The sequence below is a fragment of the Micropruina glycogenica genome, from assembly GCF_900289045.1.
In the GTDB taxonomy this organism is placed as follows: Bacteria; Actinomycetota; Actinomycetes; order Propionibacteriales; family Propionibacteriaceae; genus Micropruina; species Micropruina glycogenica.
Window position 1 is genome coordinate 1,398,464 of record NZ_LT985188.1, and the last position, 17,112, is coordinate 1,415,575.

7 protein-coding genes and 2 pseudogenes are annotated in these 17,112 nt (G+C 64.1%); 7 read left to right on the forward strand and 2 right to left on the reverse strand.

The window, feature by feature from the left end; all coding sequences use genetic code 11:
* Nucleotides 1-10 precede the first annotated feature (10 nt).
* Nucleotides 11-1,504 (reverse strand): ABC transporter substrate-binding protein, encoded by a 1,494-nt coding sequence (locus MPLG2_RS06485; protein ID WP_158680923.1) that lies wholly within the window; start codon nucleotides 1,502-1,504, stop codon nucleotides 11-13.
* 116 nt (nucleotides 1,505-1,620) lie between these two features.
* Between MPLG2_RS06485 and metH the strand changes: the two genes are divergently transcribed.
* Nucleotides 1,621-5,388, forward strand: a complete 3,768-nt coding sequence (metH, locus tag MPLG2_RS06490) for a methionine synthase (protein WP_158680924.1) — start codon at nucleotides 1,621-1,623, stop codon at nucleotides 5,386-5,388.
* Between the two features lie 342 nt (nucleotides 5,389-5,730).
* Complete coding sequence (locus MPLG2_RS06495) at nucleotides 5,731-8,532, forward strand: NACHT domain-containing protein (RefSeq protein WP_158680925.1); 2,802 nt, start codon at nucleotides 5,731-5,733, stop codon at nucleotides 8,530-8,532.
* A gap of 255 nt (nucleotides 8,533-8,787) precedes the next feature.
* On the opposite strand, the pseudogene MPLG2_RS06500 reads toward MPLG2_RS06495, so the two are convergent.
* Nucleotides 8,788-10,094 (reverse strand): annotated as a pseudogene (locus MPLG2_RS06500) (ISL3 family transposase).
* Nucleotides 10,095-11,439: 1,345 nt separating this feature from the next.
* Between MPLG2_RS06500 and istA the strand changes: the two are divergent.
* The 5 genes and pseudogenes from istA (at nucleotide 11,440) to MPLG2_RS06525 (ending at nucleotide 16,712) form a co-directional block, all read left to right on the forward strand.
* Nucleotides 11,440-12,994: pseudogene (gene istA / locus MPLG2_RS06505) on the forward strand (IS21 family transposase).
* A complete protein-coding gene (gene istB / locus MPLG2_RS06510; protein ID WP_105184575.1) occupies nucleotides 12,991-13,767 on the forward strand; it encodes an IS21-like element helper ATPase IstB in 777 nt (258 codons plus the stop codon). Before istA ends, istB begins: the two are co-directional and overlap by 4 nt.
* A 750-nt stretch (nucleotides 13,768-14,517) precedes the next feature.
* Nucleotides 14,518-15,063 (forward strand): RNA polymerase sigma factor, encoded by a 546-nt coding sequence (locus tag MPLG2_RS06515; protein WP_105185429.1) that lies wholly within the window; start codon nucleotides 14,518-14,520, stop codon nucleotides 15,061-15,063.
* 1 nt (nucleotide 15,064) lies between these two features.
* Entirely contained in the window at nucleotides 15,065-16,012 is a 948-nt protein-coding gene (locus tag MPLG2_RS06520; protein WP_105185430.1) for a hypothetical protein, read from the forward strand.
* 106 nt (nucleotides 16,013-16,118) lie between these two features.
* Nucleotides 16,119-16,712, forward strand: a complete 594-nt coding sequence (locus MPLG2_RS06525) for a hypothetical protein (RefSeq protein WP_105185431.1) — start codon at nucleotides 16,119-16,121, stop codon at nucleotides 16,710-16,712.
* The last annotated feature ends 400 nt before the right edge of the window (nucleotides 16,713-17,112 follow it).

A 17,112-nucleotide genomic window follows, 5' to 3' on the forward strand; every position in this document is an offset into this window, starting at 1 on the left:
AGATTCACGTTCAGTTCTTCCATCGAGCCCCCCACAACGCCAACTGCCAGCCGGGGCCGAGCGCCTCACCGACCAACTCGACCTTGCTGCGCAGAAACAGCACGCCGTCGACCTCGGCGATCGGCACCACGGTGGCGTCGACCGCGGCCTGCTTTTGAATCTCTGACAGGGCCGGCAGTTGCACGTCGTCCTTGCTCGACGAGCGAATGCGCTCTTCGAGCGCTTCGAGCTTGTCGGCGCTGCCGGGCAGCGGGTTCTGCAGATAGTCCTGCAGCCAACCCAGCGCGGTGTTCACCTGCGGTGCGCTGTCGCGCAGCTCGAGGTCGGCGGTCTCGCGCTCGGTGACCAGCCGGACGGTGATGCCCAGCCCGGTCTGCAGTCGGTCGGCCACATGCCTGGCCAGGTCTTCCATGCCGGGCGATGAGTTGGTGAACCGCAGCGTGACGGTGATCGCAGGATCCATCCTCGGTAGCTTGGGGTCGCCGCCCACCGAGAACGAGTCGGTGTGACCGTCGATCGCCGTGGGCAGCAACGACGTCGCTGTTCGGTCGGCCTGCAGCGCCACGGCCACCGCCTGGCGCAGTGCAGCATCGGCGCGCAGCTTGCTCGTGGGCAGCCACACCAGCCGTTGCAGCACCGCTCCGGGCAACTGCCAGCGGTAGAAGCCTGGGTCGACGCCCTTCTCTTGGAAGTCACGTATGTGGGCGTGCAGCCGGTCGATGGCCGCCGGGCTGAGGGTGCGCCACACGATGTCGGCCTGCTGATCGGTCAGGGCCTCTTCGGCGGTGGGCGAGTCGGCCCACTGAATGCGAATCTTCGGCATGTCGGTGCCCAACGGCCCCACATAGTCGGGGTACTTGGTGATGGTCAGGCCGCGGTTGTTCCAGCCGTCCAGCATGTACGGGCCGCTGCCCAGGGGCGCCTGGTCGACAGGCCTGAGCTTGTCTGAGTCGTAGGCGTCCTCATCGACCACGGACGCCGCCGGCACCGCCAACCCGTACCCGAACTGGTTGTCGGGGTACTTCAACCGAAACCGCACCGTGTACTCGTCAGGGGTCTCGATGCTGCGCAGCGCCCCCAGCAGCGACAACTGCCGGGGAGCCAGCCGCAGCGCCCGCTGCAGGCTGAACTTCACATCGGACGACGTCAGCGGGTGACCGCTGGTGAACAGCAGGCCCTTGGGCAGCGAGCACTCGAACACCGTCGGTGCGGTGTAGAGACACTCCTTGGCCAGGTCGGGTTTGAGCAACTGCGTGCTCGGCTGCACCAGCATCAGGCGCTGAAACAGGTCGAGCACCACCATCGAATCCGAGTCGTTCTTCACCCCGGCCGGGTCGGTGGTGGTGGCCGGCTGCGCGGTCATCACGGTGAACACCCGGTTCGCCGTGGGCGTGGTCAGCGTCGAGGTCGGCAGCGGCGCCGGCGTGCGCAGGCACCCCGTGAGCGCCAGCGCCGTCACACCGGCGGTCGCTAGCGCACACAGACGTCGAACAATGGGGGGCACGGACCCAAGGGTAGAGGTTTCGTCCACCGAGCGAGGTTCGGGCCACCGCGGGCGGCTCGCGTACAGTTGGCTAGCTGATCTGCCTGGCAGCCGAGCCGAACGAAGGGAGCGTGCCGGTGAGCTCCGACCTTCTCACGCAGCGGCCGACCGCCGACCCGGCCGAACTGCGTCCGGACGTCACCGAGGTGCTGCGCGCCGCGCTCGCCACCCGCCTTCACTTTCTGGACGGGGCCATGGGCACCGTCATTCAGCGCTTCGGCTTCGACGAGGCCGACTACCGCGGCGACCGGTTCGCCGACTGGGGGCAGGACGTCAAGGGCAACAACGACCTGCTGACCCTCACCCAGCCCGACGCGATCGCGACCATTCACCGCGACTACCTCGCCGCGGGCGCCGACCTGATCGAGACCAACACCTTCAGCGCCCAGCGCATCTCGCTGGCCGACTACGGCATGCAGTCGCTGGCGTACGAGCTCAACCTCGCCTCGGCCCGGCTGGCCCGCGCGGCCTGCGACGAGGCGGAGGCGGGCGACCCGTCCCGGCCCCGGTACGTGGTGGGGGCGTTGGGGCCGACCACGCGCACGGCGTCCATCTCACCCGACGTGAACGACCCGGGGGCACGCAACGTGCAGTACGCCGACCTGGTCGAGGCCTACCTCGAACAGGCGGACGGACTGGTCGACGGCGGCGCCGACGTGCTGATGATCGAGACGATCTTCGACACGCTCAACGCCAAGGCGGCGATCTTCGCCCTCGAGACCCTGTTCGAACAACGCGGACGGCGCTGGCCGGTGATCGTCTCGGGCACCATCACCGACGCGTCCGGACGCACCCTGTCGGGCCAGGTCACCGAGGCGTTCTACAACTCGATCAGGCACGTGAAGCCGCTGGCGGTGGGGCTGAACTGCGCGCTCGGGGCGGCCGAAATGCGTCCCTACATCGCCGAACTGTCGCGGGTAGCCGACTGCTACGTGTCGTGCTACCCCAACGCCGGGCTGCCCAACGCCTTCGGTGAATACGACCAGACGCCGGAGGAGATGGCCGCGATCGTCAGCGGGTTCGCCGCCGACGGCCTGGTGAACGTGCTCGGCGGTTGCTGCGGCACCACACCCGAGCACATCCAGGCGATCGTCGCCGCGGCCCGAGACGCCGCTCCCAGACAGCCGGCCGCGGCGGCACCCGCGATGCGGCTCGCCGGGCTGGAGCCGCTGACCATCACCCCCGATTCGCTGTTCGTCAACGTGGGTGAGCGCACCAACATCACCGGCTCGGCGCGGTTCCGGCGGCTGATCACCGAGGGCGACTACCCCACCGCCCTCGAGGTGGCGCGGCAGCAGGTCGAGAACGGCGCCCAGGTGATCGACGTCAACATGGACGAAGGCATGATCGACGGCGTCGCCGCCATGGACCGGTTCTGCAAGCTGATCACCTCAGAACCCGACATCTCGCGGGTGCCGGTGATGGTCGATTCGTCGAAGTGGGAGGTGATCGAGGCCGGCCTGCGCTGCCTGCAGGGCAAGCCGATCGTCAACTCGATCTCGATGAAAGAGGGCGTCGAGCCGTTCATCGAACAGGCCAAGCTGTGCCGCAAGTACGGCGCCGCGATCGTGGTGATGGCGTTCGACACCGAGGGCCAGGCCGACACCCTGCAGCGGCGTAAAGACGTCACCGCGCAGGCGTACCGAATCCTGGTCGACGAGGTCGGCTTCCCGCCCGAAGACATCATCTTCGACCCCAACATCTTCGCCATCGGCACCGGCATCGACGAGCACGCCAACTACGGCGTCGACTTCATCGAGGCCACCAGGTGGATCAGGCAGAACCTGCCCGGCGCGCAGATCTCGGGCGGGGTGTCGAACGTGTCGTTCTCGTTCCGTGGCAACAATCCGGTGCGTGAGGCGATTCACGCGGTGTTCCTGTACCACGCGGTCGCGGCCGGCATGAGCATGGGCATCGTCAACGCCGGCGCGCTGGTGGTCTACGACGAGATCGACCCGGTGCTGCGCGAACGCATCGAAGACGTGGTGCTCAACCGCCGCCCCGACGCCACGGAGCGGCTGCTCGAGATCGCCGCCGACTTCAACACCACCGGCGCCCCGGTCGAGCAGGTGCAGGCCGAGTGGCGCTCGCTGCCCGTCCGTGAACGCATCACGCATGCCCTGGTCAAGGGGTTGGACGAGTTCGTGGTGGCCGACACCGAAGAGCTGCGGCTCGAACTCGCCGCGACCGGCGGCCGTCCGCTCGACGTGATCGAGGGCCCACTGATGGACGGCATGGGCGTGGTCGGCGACCTGTTCGGCGCCGGGCGCATGTTCTTGCCGCAGGTGGTGAAGTCGGCCCGGGTGATGAAGAGGGCCGTGGCGCACCTGGTGCCGTTCATCGAGGCCGAGAAGCAGCCCGGCGACGCCGCCTACAGCAACGGCACCATCGTGATGGCCACCGTGAAGGGCGACGTGCACGACATCGGCAAGAACATCGTCGGAGTCGTGCTGCAGTGCAACAACTACGACGTGATCGACCTGGGCGTGATGGTGCCGGCGCAGAAGATCCTGGCCGCCGCGCAAGAGCACAACGCCGACATGATCGGCCTGTCGGGGCTGATCACGCCGTCGTTGGACGAGATGTCGAACTTCGCCGCCGAACTGCAACGGCTGGGCTCGACGGTGCCGCTGTTGATCGGCGGGGCCACCACGTCGCGCGCGCACACCGCGGTGAAGATCGCGCCGCGCTACGAAGGGCCGGTGGTGTGGGTGAAGGACGCCTCCCGGTCGGTGCCCACCGCCGCCGCCCTGCTGTCGGACGAGAAGCGGCCCGACTTCATGGCGGAGGTGTTTCGCGATTATGAGTCGATTCGCGAGCGGCACGCCGCCAAACGCAACGACCGTCCGCTACTCAGCTACGCCGAAGCACTGGCCGAACGCACCCCGATCGACCGGACGGGCTACGTGCCGCCGAAACCGGCGATGCTGGCCGACGAGCCCGTCCGCACCCTGACGAACTACCCGCTGGACGAGCTGCGGCACTACATCGACTGGCAACCGTTTTTCAACGCCTGGGAGCTGAAGGGCCGCTACCCCGACATTCTCAACAACCCAGCCTCGGGCGAGGCGGCTCGCAAGCTGTTCGCCGACGCACAGGTGATGCTCGATGCGGTGATCGACCAGGGCTGGCTGCGGGCCAACGGCGTGGTCGGCTTCTTTCCGGCCGCCTCGGTCGACGACGACGTCGACGTGTACACCGACGAAAGCCGTAGTGAGGTGGCCCTACGGCTGCATCACCTGCGGCAGCAGGGTCATCACCGCGACGGCGTGCCCAACCGGTCGCTGGCCGACTACGTGGCGCCCGCGTCGTCCGGCTTGAACGACTGGATCGGCGGGTTCGCAGTCACCGCCGGGCTCGGCTCGGCCGAGCGGGTGGCGGCGTTCAAGGCCGAGTTGGACGACTACAGCGCAATTCTGGTCGAAGCCATCGCCGACCGGTTGGCCGAGGCGTTCGCCGAGCGCCTGCACGAACTCGTTCGGCGCGAGTTGTGGGGGTACGCGGCGCAAGAATCGTTGGGCAACGACGATCTGATCGCCGAGCGGTACCGCGGCATTCGGCCGGCGCCGGGCTACCCGGCCTGCCCCGACCACACCGAGAAACAGACCCTGTGGAAGCTCTTGGACGTGGAGGCTCGTACCGGCATTCAACTCACCGAGTCGATGGCCATGTGGCCGGGCGCTGCGGTGTCGGGCTGGTACTTCTCGCACCCAGACAGCAGGTACTTCGTGGTTGGTCGACTGGGACGCGACCAAGTCGAGAGCTACGCGCAACGCAAGGGTTGGACGCTGGCGCAGGCCGAGAAGTGGCTCTCGCCCAACCTGGGCTACGACCCCGAGGACTGAGCGCCGCATCGCGGGTGGACACGCGCTCATGCCGATGATCGAGCTTGCAGATCCATCTGGTGCCGAGAGGCCAGGCATGAATTCGACCGACCACCGTGAGTGCCGCATGGACGCTCACCGCGTGATCTACAGGCCTCGCTGATGACTCTTGTGCCAGTCTGGTCCAGACCGAATAGTTCGGCCCGTACTCGCAAGCTTCTTCGGTACTCTTGCAAATGGCGAACGCCGAAGAGCTTGCGACCTTTCGTGCGCCGTCCCGCGGGCCTGAGCGGTCGTGATCCATGCGATCCACTTAGTTCCCGACGTCCTCGATACCGCTCTCTGGAAGGAGATAGTGTGGTAGTGGAGGCCTCAGCCGCCGCGGCAACGCTTGCTACGGTTAACCAGTTGGTCTCAGTCGGACGCGCCGGTGCGTCCGTTGCCCGCACAGTCAGCAATTACTTCAACGGCGACATCAAGTGGCTCTACATGACAGATGCGGCCGACTTGTACTCAATGAGCGAGATTGCTGATATAAACGCGTTCTTGAAATCTGCGGAAATTGTGCCGCTGCTTCAACTAACGTGGATAGGCGTTGCGATAAATGACGATGATCCCGAGGCTCGGTCAACTGTCCGCGCTACCTTCAAAGCGGCTGCCGTATCCTGGTGCGTCAGGACTGGTTCGAAATGGCACAAGAAGTCGGACACTATATTCGACGCGATGGTCTCACGCGTGCGCGCTCTAGTTCCACGCCACTTGTCCGACGAGCATGGTGCCGAGTTAGCTGAACACACACTCATTTGGGGCCCGCTTGATGATCGCGAGGGTCGATCAGCGTACATCTCAAATCTGCTTGCGCTGGCATCTGACCTAGATACCTTAACAAAGTGCATCGACCTCTCGAGAAACATCGGTGATCTTGCCTCGAAGTCTTATCAATTGAGCCTGGCTCACCTTGACGCGGCAGAGCATATAGCTGATCGCAATGCTCTGTACGTTGAGAGGACCGTGACTATCGATGGGAAGGTTCACGCGTCGGGATCACTGGTGGCCCCCGAGGAGGTCAGACGACTTGTCCTCCTGGGAAATCCAGGGGCCGGCAAGACCTCTCTTGTGAATCATGTAGCGGGCCTCTCTGATCGGTTCGGATGCCTCCCAGTACTTGTGTGCAAGTGTCGTGAGTATGTCTCCGAAGACTGGAACGCCTCGATCGAGTCGGCCTTGGAGAGACGCCTCGTCGCAATTGGTATAGGAGCAGACCCTCGCGCCCTCACTGCCGCGTTGCTTCTCGGTCACCTGGTCGTGGTTTTTGACGGGCTTGACGAGATCACAGATATTGGGCGGCGAGAAGAGATGACCGCGAGAATTGCACGCTTCTGTGTGCGATTCCCTCTGGTCTCGACAATCGTCACTTCGCGAGCAGTCGGATATGAACGCACACCCCTTCCGCGAACGCTGTTCGAATTGGCCGATCTCGATGAGTACAGTGAAGACCAGTCTGAGGAGTATGCCGAAAGATGGTTTAGAAGTGTGGGTCGCGGCGAACTGTTCCAGCCCTTTGTTAACGATATCCAAAGCATCCGCGATATTGCACGCAATCCCCTTTTGTTATCTCTTCTCTGCTCACTTTACCGAGCTCGGGGCCATCTTCCTACTAACAGACACGGGGTGTACCACCAATGCGCCGAGCTTCTTTACCGTCAATGGGATGCTCAACGGCAGATCGCGCAATCTGAAGACCTGCCCGATTATGGTACAGCGATCATGTGCAGCATTGCGCACTTCTTCTGGAATGTGCCAAGTGCCACAAATGCTGATGAATCTCAGTTGCGAAAGCTCATTGCCGTCGAACTCCAGCAAGGCGGAGCGTCTGACAGTGCGTCGCAAGTGCGGGCCTCGGACTTCCTTGAGTTTTGCAAGGACAGACTATGGCTGTTGGTGCGCGGCGCAGTCAACTCACGCGGAGAGCCAACTTTTGAGTTCGCACATCGCACTTTTCTCGAGTACTTTGCCGCGGAGTACTTGGCCCGAGGTGCCAATCGGGCCGAAGACCTTGCAGAAAGCATACGAGTTGCCTATGCGCGCGACCCAACGTCGGTGATGCCGGTACTTTTGATTCAAAGTTATGATGATAAGCGCAGTCCTGGAGCCACGGCTGTGTACTCAAGGGTTCTTGCGTTCGAAAACCCCGTCCTCGCGCTGAGGCTAATGAACGCGAAACTGCCAGCCATTCAACGACAGAAGGGTTTCAAGCTCGTCGAGAATTACCTGTCCGGTGGTGCAGAGCTTAGTCTCGACGCGTTCGAGGCGATCTTGGCAATGTACAGGGATCCCCGGGAGCAATTTGTACAAGATTATCTGAGCGCAGATGATTCACCCCTCTGTTCGGAGGTCGCCAGAGGTTGGGCTGCATACTGCCTTTCTGGACGCCATAGAGACCCCTTACTCCCCTTAGCGAACGATTTGGAATCGACTTGTCAGACGCGCGTCGAGGCACTGAGCGAAAGGGGCAGTGCATTCCGAGACTTTAGCCTGCTCGCGCATTGCGCGCTTGGAGGTTCGATAAGTATGCAAAAGGCGGGCATTGCGCCCTTTGTCTTCTTTAGGGGCTTTGAGGCCAACGAGTGGGGTGCAGGATACTTTCTTGCACTAGAGCGTAGACGTCGACCATTCTCTGAGGAGCGGGGGGACGAACTGGCTAACTATTTGTGTTCGCAGTGGGCCAACGGACACGTGGTGCCAAAGGAACTCGTTCAGGTGAGAACTCCAGTAGCCGCAATGGAATTGACCAATCTCGACCACCTCACCCACGTAGAACACCACGCCTTGTTCGGCCTCTACTGCATCCTCGCTGAGGGACTGACAAAGTACGAGCGACGACAGAGTGCTGAATGGCTCCGCCTTGCGTTGAATACAGTGGTCGATGTGACGGCGATCGAAGCGGTACGAGCCTACTTCGTCGACCTGTCTGACAGGCCGGATCGACAGCTCGCCCTACGTGCCAGAGATGCAGTTCGCAAACTTCCGGCATGGGTGAATGACTGGATGACTGGAAAACACTGGATCACGAGCACTGCGAATCCTCGGGAACTTGGTTGGCGACGTCAGCTATTACTGCCAGTAGAAGAAAGAAGGGCTCGTCGTCACCGCACCTCGCGGTAGTGCGTGGGGTCATCCATTTGATTCTCATGGAGGTGGTCGAACGCCAAGGCGAGCCAAGCCTGCAGTGACAGAAGGCATGTGCTTCGGTCCTTGCTCGCCACCAAAGAACGTCCGGTTCTGCCGCACCTGTGCGTGAGGGTAGCCTTCGGCTGGCGTTCACCCGAGCGCGCAGGCCTTCCTGTGCCGCAGATCGCTGCGCTGGTTCAGTACGGGCGATCAGGCGAAGCCGACAGCAAGTTGTTCTTAAGGGGCTCTTCACAATCCAGGGTGTAGTTGGGGTCTGAATCCGCCGGTTTCGAGCAGGCTGCGGGCGATGTAGTTGGTGAGGTTTCGGAAGCCGAGGGCGGAGCCGCGGAGGTGTTCGAGTCTTCCGTTGATGGCTTCGGTGGGGCCGTTGGAGGTGCGTGGATGGTCGAAGTAGGCCAATATGTCGCCGGCGCGTCGGTTCAGGGTGGAGCCGAGTTTGCGGAGTTCGGTCAGGGCGGCGGGAACGCCGCGGGCGATGCTTTCGATGACTTTGTTCAGTAGTGTGCGGCCGGCTTGGGGGTCGGGTCTCGGTAGGCGGTGACGATGTCTTGGTAGACCCTCCAGGTGATCTCGACGGCGGCGTGATCCTCGTCGGCGAACACCGCGTCGAGTCGGGTTTTCTGCTTCTCGGTGAGCAGCGCTGTTCCGGTGTGCAGGGTGCGGCGGGCGCCATACAACGGGTCGCCGGAGCGGCCTCGGTGGCCGAGGGTTTCGTGTTGGACGCGTTGCCGGCAGCGGTCCAGGGCGTCCCCGGCGAGCTGAACGACGTGGAAGGGGTCCATCACTTCCACCGCGTCGGGCAGCTTCTCGGCGGCGGCTGTTTTGAACCCGGTGAAGCCATCCATCGCGACGATCTGCACCCCGTCACGCCATGCCTTTGATTGTTGGTCGAGCCAGTTGGCGAACACCTGTTTGGAGCGGCCCTCGACCATGTCGAGCAGCCTCGCCGGACCTGTGCCGTCCCGCACCGGTGTCAGGTCGATGATGACGGTGACGTACTTGTCGCCTTTGCGGGTGTGCCGCCAGACATGCTCATCGACACCGATCACGCTGACCCCGTCGAACCGGTGCGGGTTGCTGATCAGGACTCGTTTGCCCTCGGCCAGCACGGCGTCGTTGGCGGTGTTCCAGCTGACGTCCAGGCTTTCGGCGATCCGGGCGACGGTCAGGTGCTGCATCACCAGGCCTTCCAGCGCCCACCGCAGCGCTCGCCGCGACAGTCTCGCCCGCGGCTCGGCCGCCTTGGTGGTGTCCTGGCGCCACACATGCCCGCAGCCGGTGCAGCGGTAACGGCGGATCGTGACCTCCAACACGGTGGGTCGCCAGCCGAGTGGCTCATGGGCGAGCCGGCGCACCACGGTGTCGCGCACGACGCCCTCGCAGCCACAGCGTCGACACCACTGATCCGGCTCCACGACCCGACAGGCCAAAACGGCCCGCCGGGGTTCGAGTCGTTGTCCGACCACCACCAGGCCGAGTTCGTTCACGCGGCAGAACGTGGTCAGGTCAGGGCAAGCGAAGGTAGCGTCAGTCACGTCGAGGTCTTCCAGATGGGTTGGAGTGAGAACCCCCATCCTCGGGAGACCTCGACCCCTACCGGCAGACCGACTCGCCGATCACGCCCACACCCTCACCACACCGTCGATTGTGAAGAGCCTCTTAAGGGGATTGTCACGCGTAAGCGCTGGTGTGCGATTGCTACAAGTAACAGCAAGGGCACATTCAGCGGCCGGAGGCGACCGCTCTCTATGCCGCGACTCCCCAAATGGCGCAGCCGGACACCAATGCGCTGATCTTCGTAGGGGCGGGACTGGGTGTGAGGAAAGTCAGCATCATGATGGTGAGAATACGTCCCGAGCCGAGCAAGCTGATAGCTCGTCAGGCTGGCATTTCTCGGGCGTCCCGCTCTGAACTTCGTCAAGAAGGTTCGTGTCAAAGGTCTGGACCATCTTGAACCATTGGAGACGCCAAGGGGTAGCGTTTAGGGCACGCTTGCTAGACTTTGTAGTTTCCCGCCAAGCCACTTGGACCCACAAATCCTCGGCGGTGACTGGATCGATAATAGGCGCGCGACCCGGGCTGACAACCGCCTCAACGCTTGTGACGGTTTGTCCCCACCACTTGTCAAAGTCCTTCGCTTTTCCGCTCTTCTCCAAGAATTTGGCGGAAATGAGGTCACGCATCGCGGGTGCGTCTCCTCGCCCGGCTCGGGCAAAGTACTCATCGATGACGCCAGTTGCGACATTAACCCTGTCAGCACCAAGAGTCGGCGCCGTGGGGGAGTCTGTAACGTCAGGAGCCGGCGAGCCTGAAGTGGGAACTACAGGTTCAGGCGAGACGCTCGAGGGCAGGGGTGAGGCCAAGGCCGACTGCCCCGTCGTGGTTTGACTTGAGCTTGTTACCGGGACCGAGGCTTCACGCGCCGCGAAGCCTGACAGCAGCCCGGCCAAAACACCAACTCCAAGTCCCAACGTTGCCGCCCAGATCGCGGTTAAGCGCGTGCGCTTCAAAGCGAAATCTCGTAGATTGCGCTCGTGCTCCTCCGCCCTTTGGAGTTGTCGCTCTTTCAGTTGGATTGCTGCCTCGTACCGCTGGAGCTCCGCGTAAGCAGTCTTGCTGAATCGCACATCGTCCTCTAGGCCGAACCGTTCCGACGCGTGAAGGATGGTGGTGACTGACTGATCCACACTCAAGTCACGCCCGATGGAGCTTCGTTGTCCGTGGCCATGAAAAAGTCCCCACTGGTGGCCAGGTGGTGGTCTCCGTTGGTGGCCAGTTAGAAGTCCCCACTGTTCGTGTCGTGTCGTGACCGACTCTGAGGCCCTGCGTGGTGAGGGTGGCGGTGCCAACCAGTCACCGAGCACCACGCAGGGGTTTCCATTGAAGAACGCGAAGGAACGTATGGACGTGATTGCTGCCTACCGAGATGTGGGCACGTATCGAGGGGCGGCCGCGATGTGCGGCACGACCCATAAGACAGTGAGGCGGATCATCGAGGCTCACCAGGCCGCGACCGAGGGGGTCGTGCCGGTGGCAGTGGTGCGGCCGCGCAACTATGACCAGGTGATCGAACTGGTCGCTGACAGGGTGAAGTCGACCAGTGGCCGGGTCAGCGCGAAGCGGTTGTTGCCGACTGCCCGGGCAGCCGGTTATGCCGGGTCGGACCGCAACTTCCGACGCCTTGTCGCAACCGTGAAAAAGCAGTGGCGCCATGATCAGGCACGGGCGGGTGGCCGGCGGCCGGCGGTGTGGTCGCCCGGTGAGGTGCTGGCGATCGATTGGGGTGAGGAGGTGTTGGCGGGCCGCAAGCTGCTCGTGTTCTGCGCCGTGCTGGGCTGGTCACGGTTCCGGTTCGTCCGGTTCGCCACCGACCAGCAGCTGGCGACCACGCTGGGCATGCTCGCCGAATGCTTCGAGGTCCTCAGTGGTGTTCCCAAGACAGTGCTGGCCGACCGGATGGGGTGTTTGAAGGGCGGTGTGGTGGCGAACGTGGTGGTGCCCAGCCCGGACTATGTCCGCTTCGCGACCCATTACCGGTTCCGGCCCGAATTTCTGCCATGCGGCCGATCCGGAGTCGAAGGGGATCGTGGAACGACTGGTCGGCTATGCCAAACAGGACCTGCTGGTGCCACTCGAACTCGACGACGACCCCTGGGTCGACGGGATCGCCGGACTCAACGTGCGCGCGCACGCGTGGTGTGAGGAGGTGAACGCGGCGCTGCATTCCGAAATCCAGGCTGTCCCGGCCGAGCGGCTCGCCGCTGAGGCCGAGGTGCTGGATGAGTTGCCGTCGCTGCGGCTGGAGATCGGTCCGAAACCTGTCAGCCGTAAGGTCGACAAGCTGTCCTGCATCCGGTTCGGCTCGGCCCGCTACTCGGTGCCCAACCAGTTGATCGGCACCACCGTCACCGTGATGGTTGATGAGCGTGACCGGATGCTGCGGGTGATCGAACCCGTCACCGGCCAGATTCACGCCGAGCATGCCCTGGTGGCGCCGGGTGAGACCAGCATCGTCGATGCCCACTACGGCCGGCCCCGACCTGAGACGCCACGCCGGGCGGCGCGGGCCAAGACACCAGCAGAGCGGGAGTTCCTCGCCCTGGGGCCGGTCGCGCAACGGTTCCTGACCGGGGCCGCCGCGGCCGGGGTGACCAAGCTGGGCAGCGAGATCAACGAGATCCTGATGCTGGCTGCCGCGCACGGCACCGACGCGTTGCTGGCAGCCCTGGAACGGGCAGTGAGGTTCAGCCGGTGGCGAGCAGCCGATGTGCGCTCCATCCTGGCCACCAACGGATATGCACCCCACCCCACCCCGGCCGGTGCAGCGTTCACTTCCGCGGTGGTGCTCACCCTGCCGTCGGTGCCGACCCGGTCGCTGGCCGACTACGCCCTGCAACCAGCCATCGAGGGCAACGAGGGTGGTGAAGTGTCATGACCGCGATCATCCCGCCGCTACCCGCCGACCTCAACGACGGGCTGAAACGGTTGAAGATGGCCGCCATGCGCCAGCTGGCACCCGAACTGCTGATCACCGCCAAAACGCAACGCTGGAACCCTGAGGAGTTCCTCCGCACCCTGATCGAGGCCGAGATCGCTTCCCGCGACGCCTCCAACATCCGCACCCGGATGCGGCAGGCCAGTTTCCCAGTCACCAAGACCCTCGACGAGTTCGACATCGCCGCCTCCTCCATCCCGCCGGCCACCTTCGACTACCTCGCATCCTTGGAGTGGATCCGGGCCGCCGAGAACGTCTGCCTGATCGGGCCCGCCGGCACCGGCAAGTCCCACACCCTGATCGGGCTGGGCATCGCCGCCGTCGAACACGGCCACCGGGTCCGCTACTTCACCGCCGCCGAACTCGTCGAAACCCTCTACCGCGGACTCGCCGACAACTCCGTCGGGAAACTCATCGACAGCCTGCTCCGCAACGACCTGGTCCTGGTCGATGAACTCGGCTTCGCGCCGCTGGACGACACCGGAGCCCAACTCCTGTTCCGGTTCGTCGCCGCCAGCTACGAACGCCGATCCCTCGGCATCGCCTCCCACTGGCCCTTCGAATCCTGGGGACGATTCCTCCCCGAACACACCACCGCCGTCAGCATGCTCGACCGGCTCCTCCACCACTGCCACACCGTCGTCACCAACGGCGATAGCTACCGCATGCGACAAGCCCGAACCACAGGAGGAACCAGACCCAAAACCAGCTGACAACGACCCGAACAGTGGGGACTTTCAAATGGCCACCAACGGGGACCGCAACCTGGCCATTGACATTCGTGCAACGTGAGGCCCGTGCCTCGAGACTTCCTCCGAGTAGGTAGGTAGTGGGCGTTTAGTTCTCTGAGCTGCGAACCCAATCACTGCCGCGACAATGGCACCAAGTGCTGTGATAACCGCCCCAACGACAATCGCGTCCATAATTTCCCTATCAGAGGTTGCCCCGGCGGCCAATCGATCGCAAGTGCATGTTAGCCCTCCGCGATCGACCGCGCGGGAACTCTACGCGCACAGGATCGCGCCAGAGTCCAATGATCCAGGACCACAGTCACTCTCGGCCAAGCACTGGACCGCTGGTGCAGCCTGATCGACACTGTCGGCATGCATGCGCCCTGAACTCCACTGCCTTATCGGCCTCACGTATCCACGACGCGATGCTCCGACCTCAACCCCAGGTCAGGCCTCGCCGGAGTGGCTCTTTCGCCTGTCCTCAGCTGGGTCGGCGGGCGCCAATCCATCCGACTTTGCCGCATCAGGGGCGGCATCCCGCCGGGGTGAGGATGGGCGGAGTCCCCGTTGATTGGCTGGACGCTGGATCTGGCGCCGCTGCGTGGACCGCCGGGGCGCGGACCGCCGGACGCTGCGCTGGTTTCGCGGCGGCGTGCCGGTGGTTCTGGGTAGCGGTAGCGTCGGGATCAGGTCTGGATGTCATGATCGGGCACGAGCGGACACTACTGGGGCATGGATACCGACAACGCGGTGGCGGATGAGGCTGAGTTCCGGGCCTGGTACCAGCGCACCAGTCCCCGGGTTTATGCCTATGTGCGCCGCTACTGCTCCGATGATGACTGCGATGACGTTATCGCGGAGGTGTACCTGGTCGCGTGGACCCGGCTGGCCGAGTTGCCTGCCGACGCGGTGCCGTGGCTGATCGGGACCGCCCGCAACGTGCTGGCGAACTCATGGCGGGCCCGCGGCAGGCGCCAACAGCTGGCCGCAAAGTGGGCCGATATCAACGACCTCGCTGCAGCTGACCCTGCAGGCCTAGCCGTCGAGCGAACCGACCTGCTCCGCGCGATCAGCCAGCTCAGCGCCGACGACCAGGAGGTGTTGCTGCTGGCTGGGTGGGACGGTCTGGACTCCTCCGGCATCGCCGCCGTCCTTGGCTGCTCGGTTGCGGCGGCACGTACCCGGCTGAGCCGCGCCCGGCGTCGCCTCGCCGGCCGCCTGAATGCATCCCTCGACGCCCGTTCCCCCCTTCTTCGTCTCGTCCCGGAAGTGAACTGACATGACTCTCCACATCTCTGACGACCAGGCCATGGACGCCGTGGTCGCCTCCCGTCCCGAGACCGACGCCATCGACAACGCCTGGTACGTCGGCCGCCGCGAGCAGGTCCTGCGCCGCGTGCTCGCCACCCCCCACGTCAACCAGCCCGCCGCCCCCGCCCGTCCGCCGCGCGCCACCCGGTGGGGTCTAGTCGCCGCCGCCGCGGCGCTGCTCGCTGCTGGCGGGCTGTTCGCCCAGATGCTGGCGCCCATCGGAAATCCCGGTAGCCCGCAGGCCGCCCAAGCACTCGACCGGCTCGCCGCCGCTGTCCCTGCCACCCCAGTGATCCCCAACGGGTCCTACGAGCTGACCGTGTACGAGGACGCGGGCATCGCCGAGTCCGACAACGGCCCCGACGCCTACGCCACCACCCGCAGCACCTGGACCGCCGCCGACGGATGGGCGTGGGCCCACCAAACCGGCGACGAACCCGCCTACTACATCTTCAGCCCCGCACCCAGGAACTATGACCTCAACGCGGTCACGGCCGATCCAGCCGTGATGGAGACCTACCTACGGGCCAGGGTGACGGGCTCATCCTCGGTCGAGGAAGCACTGTTCGAAGCCGTGAAGGAAACCCTCATCTTCACCCCGACCCCTGCCGCGACCCGAGCCGCCTCGATCCGGATGCTCGCACGCGTGCCCGGAGTGACCGTCACCGAAAATACGACCGACCCAAAGGGACGCCCCGCCACCAAGGTCGCCTTGGTCGACGAGCAGCACCGGCCAGGGGTCGTCAACGCCATCTACCTCGACCCGGCCACCACCCAGCTTGTTGCCGAACTCGGGACCCAAAACGGGCAGCCCTACTACACCTGCATCTACACCGAGCGGCGGATCGTCAAGAGCCTCCCCGACGACATCATCAAGACCCTCGGCGCCGACCGGATCGAGAAGTCGATCCCGTAGCAGCCCACCATCACCCCGGTGACCGGCTCCCCCACCAACCGGGAAACCGAGCCGATCGCTTCAGCGTGAACGTCCGGATCTGCCGCTCCGTGAGATGGTCTGATGCGTGGACATTGCCGCTCTCATCATTTCAGCGCTCTCGCTTGTTGTCGCACTCGTCGGGACTCTCTTGGCCAACCGACGCTCGATCGAAAGTCATCGGTTGGCGCTTGAGGCAAAAAGCGACGCCCGGGAGGCAGTCCAGTCGGCGGCTTGGTCCAAGAGTGTTGAGGCTGTTCAACATCTCATTGGCCTGGATCCCATGACCGATGACGTGTCAGGCCCACTCAGAGACTTGCGCATCGCGAACACCGCGCTGGTTGACGAGTTGCAATGGGCCGGACTGGACCGGTGGCTTGGCGAAGAGCAGGCCCTGGGTGCGACGCTCCTCCGCGATTCCGTCGAGCGTCGAGTCAAGTCAGGGATTGGTGTCGGTAGTCCGGATCAGCGGCTGGCTGCCCTTTCCTCGGTTCAGGATTGGGCGATGGCACTCATGAACAACCTTCGACTGTTCCGGCGTGAGGGGGAAAAGGCTGAGTCGTTGCTGGCGCTCACCAACCATGCGCATGACGTTGCCCTGGCCGTGCATAAACGCAACGGGTGGAAGGTGCCTTCCGGCCCATCTTTGATGCCCCTAGAGGGCGGCGACCTACCCAAGTGACGCAGAGGGGGCCTGTCTACGTACGCGCTCAAGAAGGTCCTCCGGCGAGACAGGTTGCGCACTTCCGCAGGATGCTCATACGGGGAGTCTCGGGCTCAATCGCCGGCACCGAATCCCATGAGTTCTCCCCATACGAATGGGTCGCCAACGAGTGTCTCAAGCCAGACCAGATTCCGGGCGACGTGGGCGCTCTTGAGCAAGTGCCCCGCCATCTGGCGCTCGCTTAGGGTCACCTCCCGATGGCTTCCTCCGTAGTAGGACCGGAAGGTGACCCGTTCCTGGGATGCTTCCACGATCCAGCTATGGGAAAGCTGATTGCGGACTCGCGCGAGATCCCGGAGCCATGCGGCGGTTGTCTGGGGGAGGCCATCGGGGGGCTCGTCGAGCTCGTCCAAGAGAC